The following is a 20,047-nucleotide window of genomic DNA, read 5'->3' as shown; positions in this document are numbered from 1 at the left end:
CATTAAATCGTAAATGAATTCAGTTCTGTTACTTGCGCTGGCTGCTGTCCACGTAAAAATGCTGTCACACCTGTTCTTGTTAATTCTTTAATTCCATATGGTTTTAATAAAGAAATAAGTGCTTCTACTTTGTCAGGTCTTCCTGTTACTTGAATAGTTAAGCTATCCCTGCTCACATCGATAACGGATGCACGAAACGGTGTAATGATTCCTTGTATTTCCGCTCGTAACTGCCCGCTTCCAACGACTTTAATTAATGCTAATTCTCTTGCTACAATCGCTTTTTCCGTAATGTCAGAAACCTTTAGTACATCGATCTGCTTATTTAATTGCTTTGTCAGCTGTTCTAGCTTCTGATGATCCTCGATTTCTACAACGAACGTCATTTTAGAAACCCCTTCTGTCTCTGACGCACCTACAGAAATACTCTCAATATTGAATTGTCGCCTATACAACATCCCTGTAATTCGATTCAGTACACCACTTCGATTCTGTACCGTTGCTGTAATAATCCGCCTCATTTCCTCACCCCGATCATTTCGTGGATTCCCTTGCCAGGGGCAATCATTGGATAGACAGACGTTTCCTGTACGACACGACAATCAACTACAACAGGACCATCGTACGTTAACGCTTCTTGTAATACTTGTGGTACATCTTTTTCTTTCTCAACCCGCATACCATGGATGCCATAACTATCGGATAATTTGACAAAGTCTGGATTTTCCATAAATAGAGATTCCGAGTAACGTTTTTCATAAAAGCTTTCCTGCCATTGCCTCACCATCCCTAAAGCCTGATTATTAACGATGATCACTTTCACCGGAAGACTTTTTTCTTTTACTACCGACAATTCTTGAAATGTCATTTGAAATCCGCCATCCCCGACAATAGAAACAACTAATTCTTCTGGAGCACCAAGTTGTGCTCCAATCGCTGCCGGAAAACCAAAGCCCATTGTTCCGAGCCCACCTGAGGTAACCCAGCGATTTGGCTTTTCAAATGGATAGTACTGTGCTGCCCACATTTGATGTTGCCCAACGTCTGTCGTGACAATTGCTTCGCCATTTGACAGCTTGTGCACTTGTTCAATTAGCCACTGTGGCGAAATAAATCCTTCCGATCGATCGTACCAAAGTGGATACTCCCTTTGATATGTTGCTAAATGATCACGCCATGATCCTTGATCGCCTGGTTCTGCAGAAGTATTAAGCAATGCTTGTAAAGCCTCTTTTGCATCTGCTACAACTGGGATTTCCGTTGGTACGTTTTTACCTATTTCCGCCGGATCGATATCAATATGAGCTACTTTAGCTGCTGGGGCAAAATGATTTAAATTACCAGTCAAACGGTCGTCAAAACGAGCGCCGATATTAATTAACAAATCACATTCATAGATTGCCATATTAGCTGCGTAAGTCCCATGCATACCAGCCATCCCAAGTGATAGTTCGTGTGATCCTGGAAAACTGCCAAGTCCTAACAATGTATTTGCTACAGGAAGTTTAAATTTTTCCGCAAACGCAATTAATGGTTCACTGGCTTTTGCAAAAACGACTCCTGCACCTGCTAATATTAATGGTCGCTTAGCTTTATTTAAAGCTTCGGCAAGCTTCGTAATCTGTAACGGATTCGGTTTTTTATTTGGTTGATAACCAGGAAGTATAAAGTGATCATCGTACACAGCATCAGAAAGCTGGGATGAAATATTCTTTGGTATATCAATGACTACAGGACCTGGTCTGCCAGTAGAAGCAATATGAAATGCTTCCTTAACAACTTTTGGTAACTCTAATAAATCCGTTACTTGATAATTATACTTTGTAATTGGTGTGGTGATCCCCATGACATCCGCTTCCTGAAAAGCATCCGTTCCGATAACGCTGTTAGCTACCTGTCCTGTAAAAATGACAATTGGTAAAGAATCCATCATGGCATCCGTGATACCAGTTACTAAATTGGTGGCTCCTGGACCAGATGTCGCAATCACAACTCCTGGCTTCCCAGTAACTCGAGCATACCCTTCTGCTGCATGAATGGAACCTTGTTCATGACGGGAGAGAACATGCTCAAATGGAGCATTACTGCGATAAATAGCATCATAGATTGGTAATACAGCTCCACCCGGGTAACCAAAAATAGTATCAACTTTCGCTTCAACTAAAGCATCGATTAACACATCAGCACCTGTCACTAATTTTTTTGTGCTTTCCATTTCCTGCTTTGCCTCAACTTTCACTGCTACGTGCCTCCTTTGATCAGAATGAGTATAAGAAAATCCGACTCTATATTTAGAGATTTTTGGATTATTCAAATATTAATACATTGCTTTTTGACAGAACGAGTAGGACCTGCTCTAGTTTGGCTTACTAATTAGGAAGACCAAAATAATAAAAAACGCCCTCCTCCCCATATGTCTGCAATATTCATTACAGTATTGGGGAGAAAAGCGTCTGCTATTCACGGTACCACCCAGATTTTTAGCATCCTCACGAATACTAACTTAGCGAGTCCAATGGTTATTGTAATCCCTAACTACATAACCTATACTCCTTTGGATAACAGGTACATATCATTTGCACCTGGCTGGCCTATTAAGTCACCCGTTCAGTCCAGCACTCAGAGATGATGTCAGAGTATATTGTATTTCCGGGCTTCCAGCAACCCCGGATCTCTGTGAATACAATGCCTATACTCCTTTTTTCCCTTCATCGTGTTCCGTAATTATTCATCATTTCTTTGAAACATTGAATTTTAAAAATTCTCGTTTGTTTAAATTTATTTTTTTGATATTGCCGTTAATAATATACTGTTTTTATCATTGCGTCAACAGATTTTTTGAAGTTTTTTGATATTTGGCATTTGAATGACTTATTGTATACGCTTACAGCATTATCAATCTTCACTTTACTCTTTTTATTACAATTTCTTTACAAAGACGATATATCAGTTAAAACATTGAAATAACAAAATTATAGGCAAAAAAATAAAGCGCAATATATCTTTAACGTATATGGCGCTTTTAGTAAATCTCAGAAAAATTTTATTTAACAAATATATTAATTTTTAAACGACATTATTTATTTAAATAATCTGTAATAGCACCCAATGAAGAACAAGACACATTATGTGCGTATTTACCTAATACCCCTTTTTTGTATAATGGTGGTGCCGCCCACTGTTTCTTTCTCTCCTTTATTTCTTGATCTGATACCGAGAAGGAAATTTCCTTTTTGTCAGAATCAATTGTTACCATATCACCCTCTTGTAAGAAAGCAATTGGCCCTCCATCCTGTGCTTCAGGTGCAATATGACCAACAACCAACCCATGGGTTCCACCAGAGAATCTACCATCTGTTAATAGAGCAACCTTTTCCCCTAATCCTTTTCCTACTAAAATAGCAGAAATAGACAGCATTTCTGGCATCCCCGGTCCGCCCTTTGGTCCAACATACCGGATTACAAGTACATCGCCTTCGTTTATTTTATTATTCATGACCGCTTCCGTTGCTTCTTTTTCGGTATTAAAAACCCGTGCAGGTCCCACATGACGACTTACTTTCACACCAGACACTTTTGCAACCGCACCGCTTGGAGCAAGGTTTCCTTTTAACACAATAAGTGGACCATCTTTACGTTTTGGATTTTCAAACGGCATAATGATTTCTTGCCCTTCTTGTAATGAAGGTGCTTCCTGCATATTTTCCGCAACGGTTTTGCCCGTTACTGTTAAACAATCTCCATGCAAATAGCCATGTTCATAAAGCAGTTTCATTACAGCTTGTACACCACCAACACGATGTAAATCTTGCATCACATACTTGCCACTTGGCTTTAAATCTGCTAAATGTGGCGTTTTAGCTTGAATACGATTAAAATCTTCCATGGTTAAATCAACTTCGATAGCATGAGCAATAGCTAGTAAATGCAAAATCGCATTGGTTGATCCACCTAGTGCCATGACAACAGTAATCGCATTTTCAAATGCTTCTTTAGTCATAATATCTTGCGGATAAATTCCTTTTTCTAATAAACGATAAACTGCTTTTCCCGATTTGACGCAATCTTTGGATTTTTCTGGTGATTCCGCAGGGTTGGAAGAACTTCCTGGCAAACTCATTCCGATAGCCTCTATAGCGGAAGCCATTGTATTTGCCGTATACATCCCGCCGCATGAACCTGCTCCAGGACAAGCACTACACTCTATTTGGCGTAATTCTTTATCGTTAATCGCACCATTATTATGCTTACCAACCCCTTCAAAAACCGAAACTAAATCAATGTCTTTACCATTTAGGGAACCTGGCGCAATTGTTCCGCCATATACAAAAACGGCAGGTACTTGGGCGTTAGCAATCGCAATCATACAGCCAGGGATATTTTTATCACAACCGCCAATAGCTACTAAACCATCGAGGTTTTCCGCACCTACAACTGTTTCAATGGAATCACCAATCAAATCTCTACTCGGCAAAGAATAACGCATTCCTTGTGTTCCCATCGAGATGCCATCAGAAACAGTGATCGTATTAAAAATTAATGGAACTCCTCCCGCTTCTCGAGCCCCTTCTTTTGCCTGCCGAGCCAATTCATCGATATGTATATTACATGGGGTTACTTCACTCCATGTGCTGGCGACCCCTATCATCGGTTTTTTAAAATCATCATCTGACACACCGACAGCTCGCAGCATCGCCCGATTCGGCGCTCGCATGACACCATCACTAAATACATGACTTTTAATTCGCAAATCTTTATCCAATGAAACCCCACCTTTCTTTCGGATTATTATATGCCTAATTATCAAATACTTCAATGTATTTTTTTAATGATGTAAAGAAAAAGAGGATTTCCTCTTGATTATCCTCAGTCAAAACTATTAGGATTTGTGCCACTTCGTTCATTTTTATTTAAACTATTAATTTGTTTCATTTCATCTTCCGTTAGTGAAAAATCAAATATAGCAGCGTTTTCTTTAATTCTACTAGGTTTGGTAGATTTCGGAATCGTGATAACCTCATTTTGAATATTCCAGCGCAAAATAATTTGCGCAGCTGTTTTTCCATATTTTTTGCCTAAACTTGTCAAAAATGGATCATCCAATAATTGACCTCGCTTCAAAGGTGACCATGCTTCTAGCTGAATTCCATGTTGTTTACAAAACGCATGCAATGTCTCTTGTGTTAAATGCGGATGATATTCTACCTGATTAATCGCAGGAACAATTTCCCTATTAGCCATTAGATTTTCTAAATGGTGTTGATGGAAATTACTAACACCGATTGCACGTACTTTTCCGCTATGATAAAGCTCTTCCATTGCCTTCCACGTGTCCACGTACATCCCTTTTACTGGCCAGTGAATTAAATATAAATCGATATAATCTAAACCAAGCTTTTGCAGACTACGTTCAAAAGCTTTTTTCGTTGCTTCATATCCTTGTTGGTCATTCCATACCTTTGTCGTAATAAACCATTCTTCACGAGGAAGATTCGCTTCCTTGAGGGCTTCTCCAACCCCTATTTCATTATCGTAAAAAGAGGCTGTATCAATTAAACGATAACCATTTTCCAATGCTGCGTGGACTGCTGTTTTAACTGTTCTTCCATTCTTCACTTTATACACACCTAGTCCAAATCCCGGCATTTTCACTCTATTATTTAACACAACTGTATCTTGTAAACGCGTAATCATTTCTCAACCCCCACTTCGACTACTTCTATTATTAGCATAAAGTACATCTTCCATCAATGAAGGGATTCCTCAATAATAAATCGATCCCTTAGCATGAAAGGCAACTCTTACGACCAATTCCAAGTAAGACAAAATAAGATGTTCCCTTCTAAAGCGTTTTCACTTCGGTATGATACTATTTTTATATAAATAAGTGTTGTTGCATAATCAACGGGGTATAGACAAAAATACAAAAGGGAGTGAAACCATTTTGATACCAGAAATTCAACAATCAAACATAACCATTCTTGCTATTTCTTTAATCCTCATTTTTAGTATTTTAGCTGTAAAATTCTCTGCTAAAGTGAACTCCCCTTCGCTGGTCTTTTTTATTGCTATTGGTATGGTTTTAGGCAGTGATGCTATTCATTTATTTCAATTTAGTGATCCTGCAGCAGCTCAGCTGATTGGGATGCTAGCTCTCGTTATTATATTATTCGATGGTGGGATCCAGACCAACTGGCAATCTATCCGCCCCTATGCCGGTCCAGCGTTGTCACTTGCTACGGTAGGTGTTTTATTAACAAGCTTTATAATCGGTGTTACAGCTAAACTACTATTTTCTTTTAGCTGGCCAGAAGCATTTTTATTAGGCGCCTTAGTTGGCTCAACAGATGCCGCTGCCGTTTTTGCTATGCTTAAAGGGAAAAATATGCCTAATAATATTACTTATACGTTGGAGGCAGAGTCTGGTGCAAATGACCCGATGGCCGTTTTTCTAACAACCTCTCTGATTGCAATAATAACGAACGAAAGTCCTTCTGGCTTAACCTTTCTCGGACAATTTGCTTGGCAAATGGGCGGGGCGGTCATACTTGGTTTTATTATTGGTAAATTTGGGAGTAAAGGACTGCATCGTATGTCGTTATCTTCGAGTGGTTTATATCCTTTATTGGCACTTTCTTTTGCACTGTTTGCTTACAGTTTTGGTTCTTTACTTCAGACAAGTGGTTTACTAACAGTATATATTGCAGCTATTGTTATCGGTAATCATCCTTTACAACAACGGCATACCATTCTCCGTTTTAACGAAGGAATAAGCTGGATAGCACAGATCGGGATGTTTGTGCTGTTAGGTATGTTTGTTATTCCATCTGACTTGTTTTCCATTTCGATCATCATTAAGGGCTTACTCCTTTCTTTTACATTGATGCTCGTGGCTCGCCCAATTGCAACTTACATCGCTGTAATAGGTGCAGCATTTAACTGGAAAGAAAAATACTTTTTATCATGGGCAGGCTTGCGCGGTGCTGTTCCCATTGTGCTTGCGTTGTTTCCAATGCTTGCCCGATTAGAGCATAGTCAGCTTTATTTCAATATCATATTCTTTATCGTGTTAACATCCAGTGTCATTCAAGGAACTTCATTACCTTGGCTTGGTAAAAAACTTGGTTTAGCAAAGCCAACAGGTACAAATCCACTACACATTGTAGATCTATTATCTGTAGGAAAAAAAGAGCTAGAGGTAGTAGAATATCAAATTGGAAAATCCAATCGGATAAGAGGAAAAACAATTGCTGATATTGACTTTCCGTCTAAAGCCAATATCATTTTAATTGTACGCGAAGGACAAACTCTCTCCCCAACAGCAAAAATGAAACTGCGGAATAAAGACATCGTCTACATTTTAATTCCTTATAGAGAAATCTCAAAAATAGATGCACTTTTACGTGATGAGAGGGAATAGCTTACGCAGGAAGCAAACGAAAAATATACAAATTAGGCAAAAAAAGCTTTAGTCAAGTTCTAGTGTTTGTGGGAACTTTGAGACAAAAGTTACCAATCATAAATGCAAGAGCTTACTTTGGCTAGAACGTGGCAGACTAAAATATCAATTAAGAATGTCCTTCACTATGAACTGTTTCTACATGAATGGATTCCGATTTCGTGTGATTATGTAAATCACAATAATACACGATTGTTTTTACCTTTTGAGATATGTCACAAGTTCGCGTATGCCTCATAAAATTTTTCCAATACGTAAACTCATGGCTTCCCGTATGTATCCTATGTACATCTGTACTGTCTTGCTCCCATTCATGCAGAGGAGCCGCATGGGAACTGCTTGTTTTTTCCAACCACTCAACCATTAGAGTGCATAATAAAATCGCGCAACAAACTTGCAAAAATCGCCTGTACACTATATAAATCACCAACTTATATTTAGGTTTTTTTATTTTGATACAGATGATTAAGATTTATACATGCTCCTTTTATGCAGTGTTCTTTCTACTTCGATATGAAAAGGTGAATAATGTGTAGTTTATTCAGTAGGATTTTTTCATCTCCTACTGAATGTTAGTAATGCAAAGATAGCTTAAATTCTATAACATGGTATGTTTTACGTATGCGACACAATAAATTCTGCATCTCCAATTAATCGATACGTACTTATACTGTGTGGAAGAATAAAATTATCTCCTTTTTTCAAAGCATATACTTTTCCATCAATTTCAATTTCTGCTGTTCCTGAAATGATACTACATTGCAGAAAATCAACATCTAATTGCTGCGTCACTCCTCCCTTTATTTTCCAATGATATACAGTAAAATATTTTTCTTGAACAAGGAGTTTCATTTGTAAATCTTCTTTTTGCGTTAGTTTCTGGTCAATAACCGGAGTTTGATGTGGAATATTGGTAACCTGCTTTGCCTTATCTAAGTGTAGTTCCCTTGTATTTCCATTGTTATCCACACGTTCATAATCATACACTCTATACGTAATATCTGAGCTTTGCTGCGTTTCTAGTAAAACAATTCCTCTACCTATTGCGTGAATGGTTCCACTAGGTACGTAAACAAAATCACCTGCTGTCACAGGTATCCGCCGTAACAATTGATCCCACTTACCCTCATCCATCAATTTTGTTAATTCTTCTTTTGTTTTTGCATAATGTCCTAAAATCAGTTCTGCTTCCGGCTCTGCTTGTAAAACGTACCAGCATTCTGTTTTCCCATAAGGTTGTTTTTCTACTTCTCTTGCATATGTATCATCTGGATGTACCTGTACAGACAGATTATCATTTGCATCTAATATCTTCACCAACAACGGATACGCTTCATTATTATTAGAATCTTTGTTAAAAAGTTCATGATGATTGTTCCAAGCATCTGCTAATGTCTGACCAGACAGAGGTCCGTTCACAATTTCACTTGGCCCGTTCGGGTGAGCAGAAATTACCCAAGCTTCCCCTGTTTGGTTAGATGGGATATCATACTGAAACAGAGGCTTTAATTTGTCTCCTCCCCATATTCGTTCTTGAAATACAGGTTTTAAAAAGATCGGCTCTTGATACACATTTCATTCCTCCAATTGTATAGACTCAGTTGAAATGCGGTCCAAAACTTCAAACGATGCAGCTACGTTTTTTCGACAATTAAATCGCCTAGCTAAATACACAACCTACTTAAGCTGTTTTACTTCGCATTGACCATGCCCGCTTCATGTAGAAACTATCTACCGCTAAGATTATTCGACAGTTTGAACCGCCTTTATTATACCAGAGAAAGAGATGGAACTAAAATCTCTTTCTCTTTCACATTAAGCCTTTCAGATTCCATTTAGGAAGAAATAGAAAATAGGGAGCAGCCCGTATTTTCCAGCCTATATATAAGGTGCTGTAAGATCCCCTTTAGGAGTTGGATCATCTGTACTGCAACATGTCTAAGTGGAAGATAGCAGCACTTAAATGTCCTATTCCAATCCATAAGAGCCCTTAAGACCATACCTTTTCGGTTCTAACAAACCGTAGGATGAATGAAAACCCTACAGATTAAAGGTTCACTTTTTTTGTTCGTCATTTATAAAGTGCATCATCAACGAAATGGACGCTGTCGGCAAAAATTTTTATGTTTATTGAATTTCTGCTAATAAATGATACGCTTCTTCTTTTGTTGTTACATTTAGCAACCTCTGTCTGTAATTGTCATCCATTAATTTACGTGATAGCATTTGCAAGATTTTCAGATGATCGTCACCCGCTTTTTCTTTTGGAACAGCTAACATAAATATTAATTTAGCCGGAGCACCGTCTAAGCTCTCCCAATCAACGCCAGAACGCTGAATTCCAAAGGCAACAGCTGGTTTTCGCACTGCTTCAGATTTCCCATGCGGAACAGCAATATGCATGCCCATTCCCGTTGTACCTTCATTCTCACGTGCGATGACAGCTTGCTTATACACTTTCGCATCACTTAATATTCCGGAGTGCTCCATGCTGGCTATGAGTTCATCCATTACTTCTTCTTTTGTCGAGCCTTTAAGATCTGCATGAATTAAATCATTTGTTACAATATCCGTTAGCTTTGTAATTTTGGTTGATGTAGCTTGATCATCTTTTGTTCTTTTTTGTTGATTTGTACCACCTTTTGCTTTGCTCTCTCCGATAACATCTTTTTTAAGAAAATTAACTAACAATGCAGTAACAACCGTACCGATGATCGCAGCAACAAAAAACATGAGCACATTGTCAACAGCACCTAAAACAGCAACAATAGGTCCACCATGAGCTACCCGATCGCCGACATTTCCCACCATAGCTATCACTGATCCTGTCATGGAGCCAACCATAATACTTGGAATAACCCGGAGTGGATCTTGAGCAGCAAACGGAATCGCTCCTTCGGTAATTCCAAATAAGCCCATTGTAAAACTTGCCTTCCCAGCTTGTTGTTCCGCTGCTTGGTATTTACGCTTATTGATAAATGTCGCCAGTCCCATACCTAATGGTGGTATACAAATTGCTACAGCAATTGGACCCATAATTTCATAGTTTCCTTCTGCGATCATAGCAGAGCCGAATAAAAAAGCAACTTTATTAAAAGGTCCACCCATATCAATTGAAATCATAGCTCCAAGAATCAAAGCCAGCAATATGGAACTTGCTCCCTGCATTCCTTCCAACCAAACAGTTAACGATTCAAACACTTGGGCAACTGGTGCTCCAACAACATATACAAATAGTAAGCCGACTGTTAAGGTTGCCAAAATTGGAATAAAAATTATCGGCATTACCGGTTGCATGACCTGAGGAACTTTAATTTTTTTAATAGCTAACGTAATATATCCTGCAAGAAAGCCTGCAATGATCCCGCCAATAAAGCCAGCACCAGCTTCACTTCCATAGAAGCTACCATTCGCAGCTATAAAACCACCAATAATTCCTGGCGCTAAACCTGGGCGATCCGCAATACTAACCGCAATGAAACCAGCCAATATAGGAACCATAAAGCTAAAGGAAGCTGCCCCAATTTCTTCAACCTTTTTCCAGAATGAATCTTCAGGAATAACGATTCCCCCTGGCGTTTGTTCACCACCTAAGGTTAGTGCAAGTGCTATTAACAATCCACCGACTACAATAAATGGAATCATATAAGAAACCCCACTCATTAAATGGCGGTATATTGGATTTTCTTTTTTCTGCTTTTTCACGTCTTCTACTGACATTAAATCAGCTTGATATACAGGGACGTCTTCTGTAGCAAGTCGCTTTATTAATTCTTCCGGCCTTTTTATCCCATCCTGCACCCCTGTAGCAATTAATCGCTTTCCAATAAAGCGTTCCTTCGTTACTTCTTTATCACTTGCAATAATCACTCCATCTGCTTCTTCAATATCCTTATCGGTTAATGCATTTTCTACACCAATGGACCCTTGTGTTTCAACTTTGATTTCAACACCTAGTTTTTCCCCCGCTTTTTGCAAATTCTCAGCTGCCATATACGTATGAGCAATGCCTACTGGACAGGCTGTAACAGCAATTATTTTCATAAACATGCCCTCCTACTTATCTACTTATAAATTAACAATGCTTATAAGTGTAGTATATAGCAGGTCTAGCAAATATATATTCTCTATTATTTCCGGAACTGGGGAAGTTTTATGTTTTTTATTTTCGTTGCAGTTCATTCCTTTTATTTATTACACTATAGCCATATAGTAACAATGTCTATACATTATAATTGTTTTTCAGTCAAAATTCGGATAAATTCCTGCTTGTCATTAGCACTTAATAAAGCATTCAATGTTATTGGATCTTTGGAAAGGGCGGACAATTTATGAATAATTGCTTTAATTGGGTTCGCTTTTTCATTTGCTAAAGCTAACATAAAAACAATGGATACTTTTTCTTTCCCCCATTCCAGCGGTTCGTTTAAAACAGCCACCGCAATGGCAGATGTAAGAACAAGTGTAGGGTCGCCATGTGGAATAGCTATTCCTCCTCCAATTGCTGTAGCCGATTTTCTCTCTCGTAAAAGTGCTTGGTGAACATAGGACTGCTCTACTTTTTCCCGTTTAAATAATGCATTACCAAGCGTTTCCACTACTTGAAAACGATGCTGTGGATAGATATTAATAAATAGTAGGTTCTCGTCAATAAACTCATATATTACATGAGGAGCCGCGGATAAAACAGAAGCTTCTACCGTTTTTTTCTTGAGAAATTTTTGCAGTTTTTCTTTGTCGGTTTCTTCTAGCAGCGGGGATATAATAACGATGGGAACACTTATTTGTTCCAAGGGCGTCGTCGATATAATTAAATTCACTTGCTTTTGCTTCATAAAATCTTGAACTTCAGCTTTACTAATAGCTCCTACAATTTCCAATTCCTGATACTGTTTTTCTATTTTAGCTTGAAGTAACCTGGACATACCTATTCCCATATCACAAACAATTAATACTCTAGGGATGACGTGTTTTTGTGCGTCAATTCTTTCTATGGAAGCCTGAAAATGAAGAACAATATAAGCAGCCTCTTCTTCAGGTATATCGTATTGAAATTCCTCCTTTACCTTCTCCATCGTAAGTGTCACCATGCTAAACATGTATGGATACATCTTTTTAATATCCTGTAACAAAGGATTTGTAATAGGCAAGCCATGTATGAAACGATGAATGACAGCCTCTAAATGAATCACAAGCCCATTCATTAATTGTTCATCTTCAGAAAAAGATACACGGGTTAAATGGTGCATCGTTTCAATAATGATGGATAAAATTTGTTTCGTTCTTTCTTCTTTGGATGACGTTTGCGCTGAATACTTCTTACTACCACGTAAATGCCACGTTAAATAAGTAATTTCATCGTTTGCAAAGGAAATTCCGAACTTTTCTTGCAATTGCTGTACACACCAAACTGCTGCTTGGTATTCTTTCGTCTTCATAATGGACTGATTTTTGTCCTCAATGTGTATAGGAAACTTATGCTTCGTTCTCTGTACAATAATAAGGATATGAACAACTAAATTTTCCATGGCATTACTTGTAATTGGGATCTCCCAAAGATCAATCATCCTATTCAATGTTTGCCTCACTGTAGCAATTTCAAACGGAGCGAATATATGTGATAAAAACGTCGTTGACTGATTGGTCACTTCTTCTATATGTGCCAAAGCTACGCGCTTATTTAGTTCTTCTCCCTTTACATAGTGTCCTAGTTTTTGCCTCGACTCTATTACTAGTCCAAAAGTATCGAACCATTGTTGGATCGATTCGATATCATTTTTTATAACAGTATGATTGACATAATGCTCATTGCTTAGTTGTTGCAAAGTAACTGGTTTTTCATTACTGAGTAAGCGATAAGCAATTTCCATAACCCGTTCATGCTCTGATTTTCCTTTATGAAAAAGTGCGTGGAATAAATTTGTTTGGTCGGTTTTTTCTATTTCTAAATATACACCTGTTCCTGGCTTTCGAATTAAATTAGCTGATGCATAATTTTGAAGATATGCATCAATAATTTGTAAATCATTACGGACCGTTTTCTCTGAATATTGGAGTTGGTTAGCAAGATCTTTAATTAATAATGCACGTTTATCATTGGATAATAAAATTACTAACAACTTTCTTTGTCTGTTATTCATTGCCACACCCACTTGTGTCGTCATTTAACTAGTTTGTTTAGAATACGGATTTAAAAAGACACGTTTAGAAATGGAGAATAAAAAAGTCTTAGACTGAGGCACGCGTTCAGATCTTTCCCCCTCTCTACCTACTACCGTACCACATCCATAACAGTAATGTCTTTTGTACCAACCTTATTTATGTAAACGACCCCTTCCCTAAGACAAATTAGAATGGATGATTACATCCCGCAAGTATAAAGTGAATGTTCAAACAGTGGATGTTCATTCGTCTTGGTTCAATTGAAGTTTTTTCGTTCCATCGCCGTACTATATGCAAAGCAAAATATCCAACCTCATTTTCATCAATCCCACTTCCGGTCATCCCTTCAATAAACTGATAGACTTTCTTACTGAACATGCTAATAGAATATGCTTCATTATTGCTTCCTCCTCATTTATCATTTATCTTTTTTATCTTTAGTTTATGAAAGCGGAAAACTAAACAAAGGCTTTTTCCGTCTTGAGACAGAAACTGTTACTTTTCGATAGACAACAACCTATCAAGATGCAAATGTTTTCTTTCTTCTTTATGAAGGAATATACTAGAATAAAGTGAAATTTCATTCAGAAGGAGGTTTCCTTTATCTTATATTGAATGTCTTTGTACCATAAGGGTATTAAAAGCTCTTGAACGAATTTGGCATTCAGGTGCTGTGATCAGCCACTTTGACTTTGTTTGTATTGCCACCGCCTCTTAAAAGAGGAGTAATACAGTACCCTACATGGGGGATAAATATAATTTTAATCTCATAAAGAAAGGAGTTTCCATTTTGGCAAACAAAATTATGGTTAAAAACCCAGCTACTGGGGAAGTTCTTGAGGAAGTAAAAGCTTGGTCGGTCGAGGAGGTTAAGGAGGCTCTCTATCGGGGGCACGCTTTTTTTCCGATTTGGGCGAAAACAAATGCGCATAAACGGTCGGAGTTACTACAAAATTGGGCGTTACAAATCAGGGATAAGAAAGATGAACTTGCGGAACTTATGACAAAAGAAAATGGAAAACCACTAAAAGAGTCTTATGGAGAAGTGGAATATGCTGCAAGCTATATTGATTGGTACGCGGAAGAAGCTAAACGCATCTATGGCAGAACGATCCCAGCAAATACAGTATCAAAGCGAATCCTCATCCGTAAACAACCAGTTGGTTTAGTTGCTGCGATTACTCCTTGGAATTTTCCAGCAGCTATGATGACTAGAAAGGCTGCACCTGCGCTTGCTGCGGGATGTACTTTTATTGTCAAACCTGCTTCAGAAACCCCACTTACTGGAATTCGCATCATTGAATTAGCCCATAAAGCAGGTATACCACAAGACGCTATTCAATATGTAGTCGGAGCAGGCAAGCAAATTGGAGATATATTCACAGAAAGCGAATATGTGCGAAAAATCACCTTTACTGGATCTACTGCTGTCGGGAAAAAATTAATTAAAAGCAGTGCGGATACCGTTAAACACGTGACGATGGAGCTTGGGGGGCATGCTCCTTTAATTGTTGCTAAGGATGCAGATATTGAATTTGCAGCAAAACAAACCGTTGCTTCGAAATTTCGTAATGCTGGACAAACTTGCGTATGCGCCAATCGTATTATTGTTCACAAAGATATTGCAGAGCAATTTTCTGAAGCATTTGTAAAGTATGCTGAGCAATTAACAGTAGGAAATGGCTTAGAAGAAAATACGGATATCGGACCAATTATTAATGAGCAAGGCTACGATAAGATCATCGAACAGATTAACGATGCAAAGCAAAAAGGTGCTGAAGTGCTATTAGGTGATACATTTGAAGCAAATCGTGAAAAGGGGTATTATTTTGTACACCCTACAATACTGAATCATGTGACGGAAGATATGACAATTATGCATGAGGAGACGTTTGGACCAGTAGCTCCGATAACAACATTTACGGAGCTTGAAGAAGCGGTTACCATTGCGAACAACACACCATTTGGTCTTGCAGCATACTTTTTCACAAACGATTATCGGACTGGCGTTTATTTGTATGAGCAATTAGATTATGGAATTGTTGGCTGGAATGACGGAGGTCCTTCGGCAGCTCATGCGCCATTTGGAGGCATGAAAGAGAGTGGGATCGGTCGTGAAGGTGGTCATGAAGGCATTGAACCGTATTTAGAAACAAAATACGTATCAATTGGTAATCTAAATTAAACGTTTTACCATGAAGCATCTTTGTACCAGAAAAGTGATCAACAAGGGAAATTTCCTATTACTGGAATTTCCCTTGTTTAAGCATATATGGGTTATTCCATTCCTCTACAGTTCTCCATGAAAACTAATAAATGACCGGCTGAAAATAGGCTTCATTTTCAATAAACATGTCCTGAAGTAGTGCATGTGCTGTTTCAGCTGACGGGACAAATGGATGAAGCGCCAGTGCTTGGATTGCTACGCCAATATTTTTGGAGATACCCGCTTCCACCGTTAATGATTCATAAGCTTTTATATATTGTAATAGCCCACGTATATGAGGTAAAACCTCGCTTATTTGTACGGGTGTAATCCTATGTCTCTCCACTACACTATTGACTTGAATACAGACATGATCAGGTACCCCCTCTACTGCTCCATTATTTCTAATATTGACCGCCAGTACTTGTTTCAAATCGTAGTGGATGGTCTTCATAACTTGAATAACCGCTTCCGAACAACCAGCGCCTCGTCGTTTTTCTATTCCCTTTGGCAATTCAATCGTTTTTGTATGTTTATATATAGAAAATAATTGCTTTTCTTCTTCCTGTTCAAAATCAGAAGGAAGGTCCCCCTGTTTGTACGCTTCTAATTGTTGTTCTAAAATTTGGTCAGCTTGGTAATAGTATGGCTGATATTCGCCTCCTATGGCACCAAATGTTTGTAAAAAATACGGATCCATTGCAATATCCTTTTGATTACGCATATGCAATTTTTTATAAAGCATCGCATCTGTTAGCTTCGCTTTTCCTTGAACGTATAATTCTGTAACCCATAGCAATTGACTTGTCCCTATTAGCTGCATACTTATATCTTTTTTCGCTACCCCATATGTTTTGGAAAAACGGTTACGAAAAACGGTAGGCCCCTCATTTATACCAACTACTTTAACATTGGTATAATTATCAATTGCCTCCGTTACAATACTACAAGGATTCGTCAAATTAATTAACCAAGCGTCAGGCGCAAGTTCTTCAATGTCTTCACAAATATCAAGTAGGATTGGAATGGTTCTCAGAGCTTTCATAAACCCAACTGGGCCTGAAGTTTCTTCAGCTATTATCCCATGCTTCAAACATAATTCCTCATCCACGCGCCTCATCTTTACTCCGCCAACTCGGATTTGTGTAATAATATAATTAGCATCCTTAATCGCTTCTCGCCTGTCAAGCGTTTCAATAATTTCTATATCACAATCTGCCTGTTTAGCCATACGCTTTGTAAATGAAGCCATAACCGATAGACGTTCTCTCCCAGCTAAAATATCTACAAGATAAATTTTTTTGACAGGTAAAGCTTCATACTGTTGAATAAATTCGTTAATCAATTGCGGTGTATACGATGATCCTCCTCCAATAATCGCTACTTTCAAGTTGTTCATGGATCCTGCCCCCTTTATCTTAAGCATTTATAAAGTATATGAAGGGAAACGAAGATTTAGTAGTTTCCTTTGTTATTTGCTCGTTAAAAAACGTAATAAGGCAGAAGTACTGGGTATTTGAGTATAAAACCAAATATGCCACGTTTCACAAAACTTGCACTAGAACACATACGCTAAAATCAACACATACTACTGGGCGAAGCGCAAAGTCGCGGGCGCCCGTTTAGCAACGTAAGCGATGGAACGAATCAACGAAAGATAAAGTGAACCTTCCACCAGCGGGTTTTTTTCATCCCCTTGATGGTTAGCACCGCAAGGGTATGACCTAAAGGCCCTTGAACGAATGGGGATTTAGGTGCTGTTACCTCCTACTTCGACTTGCTCCGCTCGCATCTCCCATTCTTAGACCTTGGGAGTCTACAATGCCTTTTTATGGAATAAAGGAATCATGCCACTACAACTGGGGTATGCCGACGTCTGGGCGGCAAGCCTGTTTTTAGTCGACCTTCCTCTTACAGCGAACCAATGATGCCTTATCGGAAGGAGATGGAGAGAAGTCGCATCGTTGCTGAGCTCACGTGCCAGCCGTGGCTAGTCGGTTATTTCGTTATCCATAAGCACATCATTTTATACTTTCTTATATTATGAAAAAGCCAATTAGGGTAACAGACCCTAATTGGCTTTTGAATTACAATTTAATAATATTTCCCTCTTTCGCTTCTACTTTACCACTTTTTTCAAGTGTTACTTGTTGACCTTCTTTTAAGTTAGTAAATACAATCGGTGTAATTGTCGGCATTCCTTTATCTTGAATAAATGACAAATCAGCTTTTAGCAGAGGTTGTCCTGCTTCTACTCTTTCTCCTTCTTCAATAAGAGTTTCGAAGCCCTCTCCTTTTAAGTTTACCGTATCAATACCTACATGGATAAGAATTTCCTTTCCTCCATCCGATTGTATACCAATAGCGTGCTTCGTTGGGAATACATTGACTACTTTACCATTTAAAGGTGCAACGACGAGACCGTCTTCTGGAGCAATTGCAAAGCCATCACCCATCATTTTACCCGAAAATACCTGGTCAGGAACTTCCGTAATTGGAAGTAATTCCCCTCTCATTGGGGAGACAATTGTCTCTCTTTCCTCTTCATTTTGCAATGCTTCCGGATTTACTTCTTCAATCTGCTGTTGAACTTCAGCTTCCTGATCTGTTTCAATTGGGCGTGGTGTTTTTCCAGACATAATATCTTGCATTTGACCTTTAATCGTTTCTGAACGTGGTCCAAAAATAGCTTGAATATTATCTCCAACTTCTAAAACACCTGAAGCACCTAATTTCTTCAATCTTTCTTTGTCAACCTTCTTTATCGAATTAACAGATACACGTAAACGAGTAATACATGCGTCCAGATGGGCAATATTTTCTTGTCCGCCCATCGCTTCCAGTACATCAAAGGCAAGCTCGCCAGTTTGACTAACGTTGGTTGTTGTTTCGTCCTCTACTTCTTCACGACCTGGTGTCATCAAATTAAATTTCTGAATGAAGAAGCGAAAAATCACGTAGTAGATAACAGCAAACGCTAACCCAAGCAGAATCGTAATCCACCACGGCTCTTTATTTGGCAAAATGCCAAATAAAGCAAAGTCAATCGCACCTCCGGAGAATGTATAACCTACATTCACGCTAAACAGTGTCATTAATACGAATGAAAAACCATCCAGTAAAGCATGTAAAAAGAATAAAATTGGTGAAACAAACATAAATGAAAATTCAAGCGGCTCTGTAATACCTGTCAAAAATGAGGTTAATGCCGCAGAACCTAACAAACCAGCTACTACCTTTTTCTTTTCAGGTCGAGCAGCGTGATACATTGCTAATGCTGCAGCTGGTAATCCAAACATCATAATTGGGAATTCACCAGCCATAAAATTGCCTGCTGTTATTTCCACACCGTCTTTCAACTGTGCGAAAAAGATAGTCATATCACCACGGACCAAATTACCTGCTTCGGTAGTATAGGAACCGAACTCATACCAAAATGGAGCATGGAAAATGTGGTGGAGCCCAAATGGAATGAGTAATCTTTTTATAAAACCGAAGAAAAATACAGCTAGATACGTTCCTTCTTCAATTAACCAGTAAGAAGCGCTGTTCATGGCATCTTGTACAGGTGGCCAAATAAATAATAGTGCAATACCTGTAATAAATGAGAAAGCTGCTGTTACAATCGGTACAAATCTTTTTCCAGCAAAAAATCCAAGAAAAGATGGCATCTCAATATCGTGATAACGATTATAACAAAATGCAGCGATTAAACCGACAATAATCCCGCCAAACACTCCTGTTTGTAAGGTAGGTATGCCTAAAACCGAGGCAAATCCTGGATCAGACTCAATCATTTCCGGTGTTACGTTTATCCACGATCCCATAACCTGGTTTAATACTAAGTAACCAACTAGTGCGGCTAATCCGGCAGCTCCATCACTAGCTAATCCAATTGCCACACCAATGGCAAAAATCAGTGCTAAATTATCAAAAATAATACCTCCAGCATCTTCCATGACGGTCGCAACGAGCTGAATCCAATCCGCTTCTAAAAACGGTAAATATTGCAACATGGTTTCTTGTTGTGCAGCATTACCTAAGCCTAATAGCAAACCTGCTGCTGGCAACAAGGCCACTGGAAGCATCAATGCCTTACCGACTTTTTGTAAAACACCAAAAGCCTTTTTAAACATGCTAGTTCCTCCTTTTATGTCAACAAACATTAAAAATAGTTTAAGAAAACAACACTGCATCTATTCCCATGGGACATTTCCCCT

General features: G+C 38.5%; 11 protein-coding genes. 2 read left to right on the top strand and 9 right to left on the bottom strand.

The features are described from left to right. Window positions 1-2 precede the first annotated feature (2 nt). From ilvN to D1839_RS02000, 4 genes are all read right to left on the bottom strand, one after another. Entirely contained in the window at window positions 3-521 is a 519-nt protein-coding gene (gene ilvN / locus D1839_RS02015; protein WP_050352127.1) for an acetolactate synthase small subunit, read from the bottom strand. Next, the gene (gene ilvB / locus D1839_RS02010) at window positions 518-2,239 is read right to left on the bottom strand and encodes an acetolactate synthase large subunit (protein WP_120378218.1); all 1,722 of its coding nucleotides are present in this window, start codon (window positions 2,237-2,239) and stop codon (window positions 518-520) included. The genes ilvN and ilvB overlap by 4 nt, the downstream gene beginning before the upstream one ends. Before the next feature lie 837 nt (window positions 2,240-3,076). Then, on the bottom strand, window positions 3,077-4,762 hold the full coding sequence (gene ilvD, locus D1839_RS02005) for a dihydroxy-acid dehydratase (RefSeq protein WP_120378217.1): 1,686 nt from the start codon (window positions 4,760-4,762) through the stop codon (window positions 3,077-3,079). A gap of 104 nt (window positions 4,763-4,866) precedes the next feature. Further along, on the bottom strand, window positions 4,867-5,694 hold the full coding sequence (locus tag D1839_RS02000; protein ID WP_158589588.1) for an aldo/keto reductase: 828 nt from the start codon (window positions 5,692-5,694) through the stop codon (window positions 4,867-4,869). A gap of 250 nt (window positions 5,695-5,944) precedes the next feature. Between D1839_RS02000 and D1839_RS01995 the strand changes: the two genes are divergently transcribed. After that, window positions 5,945-7,420, top strand: coding sequence for a potassium/proton antiporter (locus D1839_RS01995; RefSeq protein ID WP_120378216.1), 1,476 nt, complete (start codon window positions 5,945-5,947; stop codon window positions 7,418-7,420). 654 nt (window positions 7,421-8,074) lie between these two features. On the opposite strand, the gene manA is transcribed toward D1839_RS01995, so the two are convergent. From manA to D1839_RS01980, 3 genes are all read right to left on the bottom strand, one after another. Continuing rightward, window positions 8,075-9,031, bottom strand: coding sequence for a mannose-6-phosphate isomerase, class I (gene manA / locus D1839_RS01990; RefSeq protein WP_120378215.1), 957 nt, complete (start codon window positions 9,029-9,031; stop codon window positions 8,075-8,077). A 555-nt stretch (window positions 9,032-9,586) separates the two neighbouring features. Continuing rightward, the gene (locus tag D1839_RS01985) at window positions 9,587-11,503 is read right to left on the bottom strand and encodes a PTS fructose transporter subunit IIABC (protein WP_120378214.1); all 1,917 of its coding nucleotides are present in this window, start codon (window positions 11,501-11,503) and stop codon (window positions 9,587-9,589) included. Between the two features lie 185 nt (window positions 11,504-11,688). After that, window positions 11,689-13,599, bottom strand: a complete 1,911-nt coding sequence (locus D1839_RS01980) for a BglG family transcription antiterminator (protein WP_158589587.1) — start codon at window positions 13,597-13,599, stop codon at window positions 11,689-11,691. 812 nt (window positions 13,600-14,411) lie between these two features. Here D1839_RS01980 and D1839_RS01975 point away from each other — a divergent pair. Beyond that, window positions 14,412-15,806 (top strand): NAD-dependent succinate-semialdehyde dehydrogenase, encoded by a 1,395-nt coding sequence (locus D1839_RS01975; protein ID WP_120378258.1) that lies wholly within the window; start codon window positions 14,412-14,414, stop codon window positions 15,804-15,806. A 124-nt stretch (window positions 15,807-15,930) separates the two neighbouring features. On the opposite strand, the gene D1839_RS01970 is transcribed toward D1839_RS01975, so the two are convergent. Both D1839_RS01970 and ptsG read right to left on the bottom strand, forming a co-directional pair. Next, window positions 15,931-17,226 (bottom strand): family 4 glycosyl hydrolase, encoded by a 1,296-nt coding sequence (locus D1839_RS01970; RefSeq protein WP_158589586.1) that lies wholly within the window; start codon window positions 17,224-17,226, stop codon window positions 15,931-15,933. Between the two features lie 688 nt (window positions 17,227-17,914). Continuing rightward, window positions 17,915-19,963: a glucose-specific PTS transporter subunit IIBC gene (gene ptsG / locus D1839_RS01965; RefSeq protein ID WP_120378210.1), complete on the bottom strand. Its 2,049-nt coding sequence runs from the start codon at window positions 19,961-19,963 to the stop codon at window positions 17,915-17,917. Between the last annotated feature and the right edge of the window lie 84 nt (window positions 19,964-20,047).

Origin of the sequence: Roseburia sp. 1XD42-34 (genome assembly GCF_009917385.1) — a bacterium.
Lineage (GTDB): Bacteria > Bacillota > Bacilli > Bacillales > Amphibacillaceae > Virgibacillus.
Note: the sequence above shows the minus strand (reverse complement) of the source record. Positions and strands in the feature narration are given on the sequence as shown.

Bases quoted from the DNA above. Each gene is read 5' to 3' on its own strand.
- D1839_RS01985 (WP_120378214.1), bottom strand. From the start codon at position 11,503: ATGAAAATAATTGCTGTTACAGCCTGTCCAGTAGGCATTGCTCATACG.
- ilvN (WP_050352127.1), bottom strand. From the start codon at position 521: ATGAGGCGGATTATTACAGCAACGGTACAGAATCGAAGTGGTGTACTG.
- D1839_RS01980 (WP_158589587.1), bottom strand. From the start codon at position 13,599: ATGAATAACAGACAAAGAAAGTTGTTAGTAATTTTATTATCCAATGAT.
- D1839_RS02000 (WP_158589588.1), bottom strand. From the start codon at position 5,694: ATGATTACGCGTTTACAAGATACAGTTGTGTTAAATAATAGAGTGAAA.
- ptsG (WP_120378210.1), bottom strand. From the start codon at position 19,963: ATGTTTAAAAAGGCTTTTGGTGTTTTACAAAAAGTCGGTAAGGCATTG.
- D1839_RS01970 (WP_158589586.1), bottom strand. From the start codon at position 17,226: ATGAACAACTTGAAAGTAGCGATTATTGGAGGAGGATCATCGTATACA.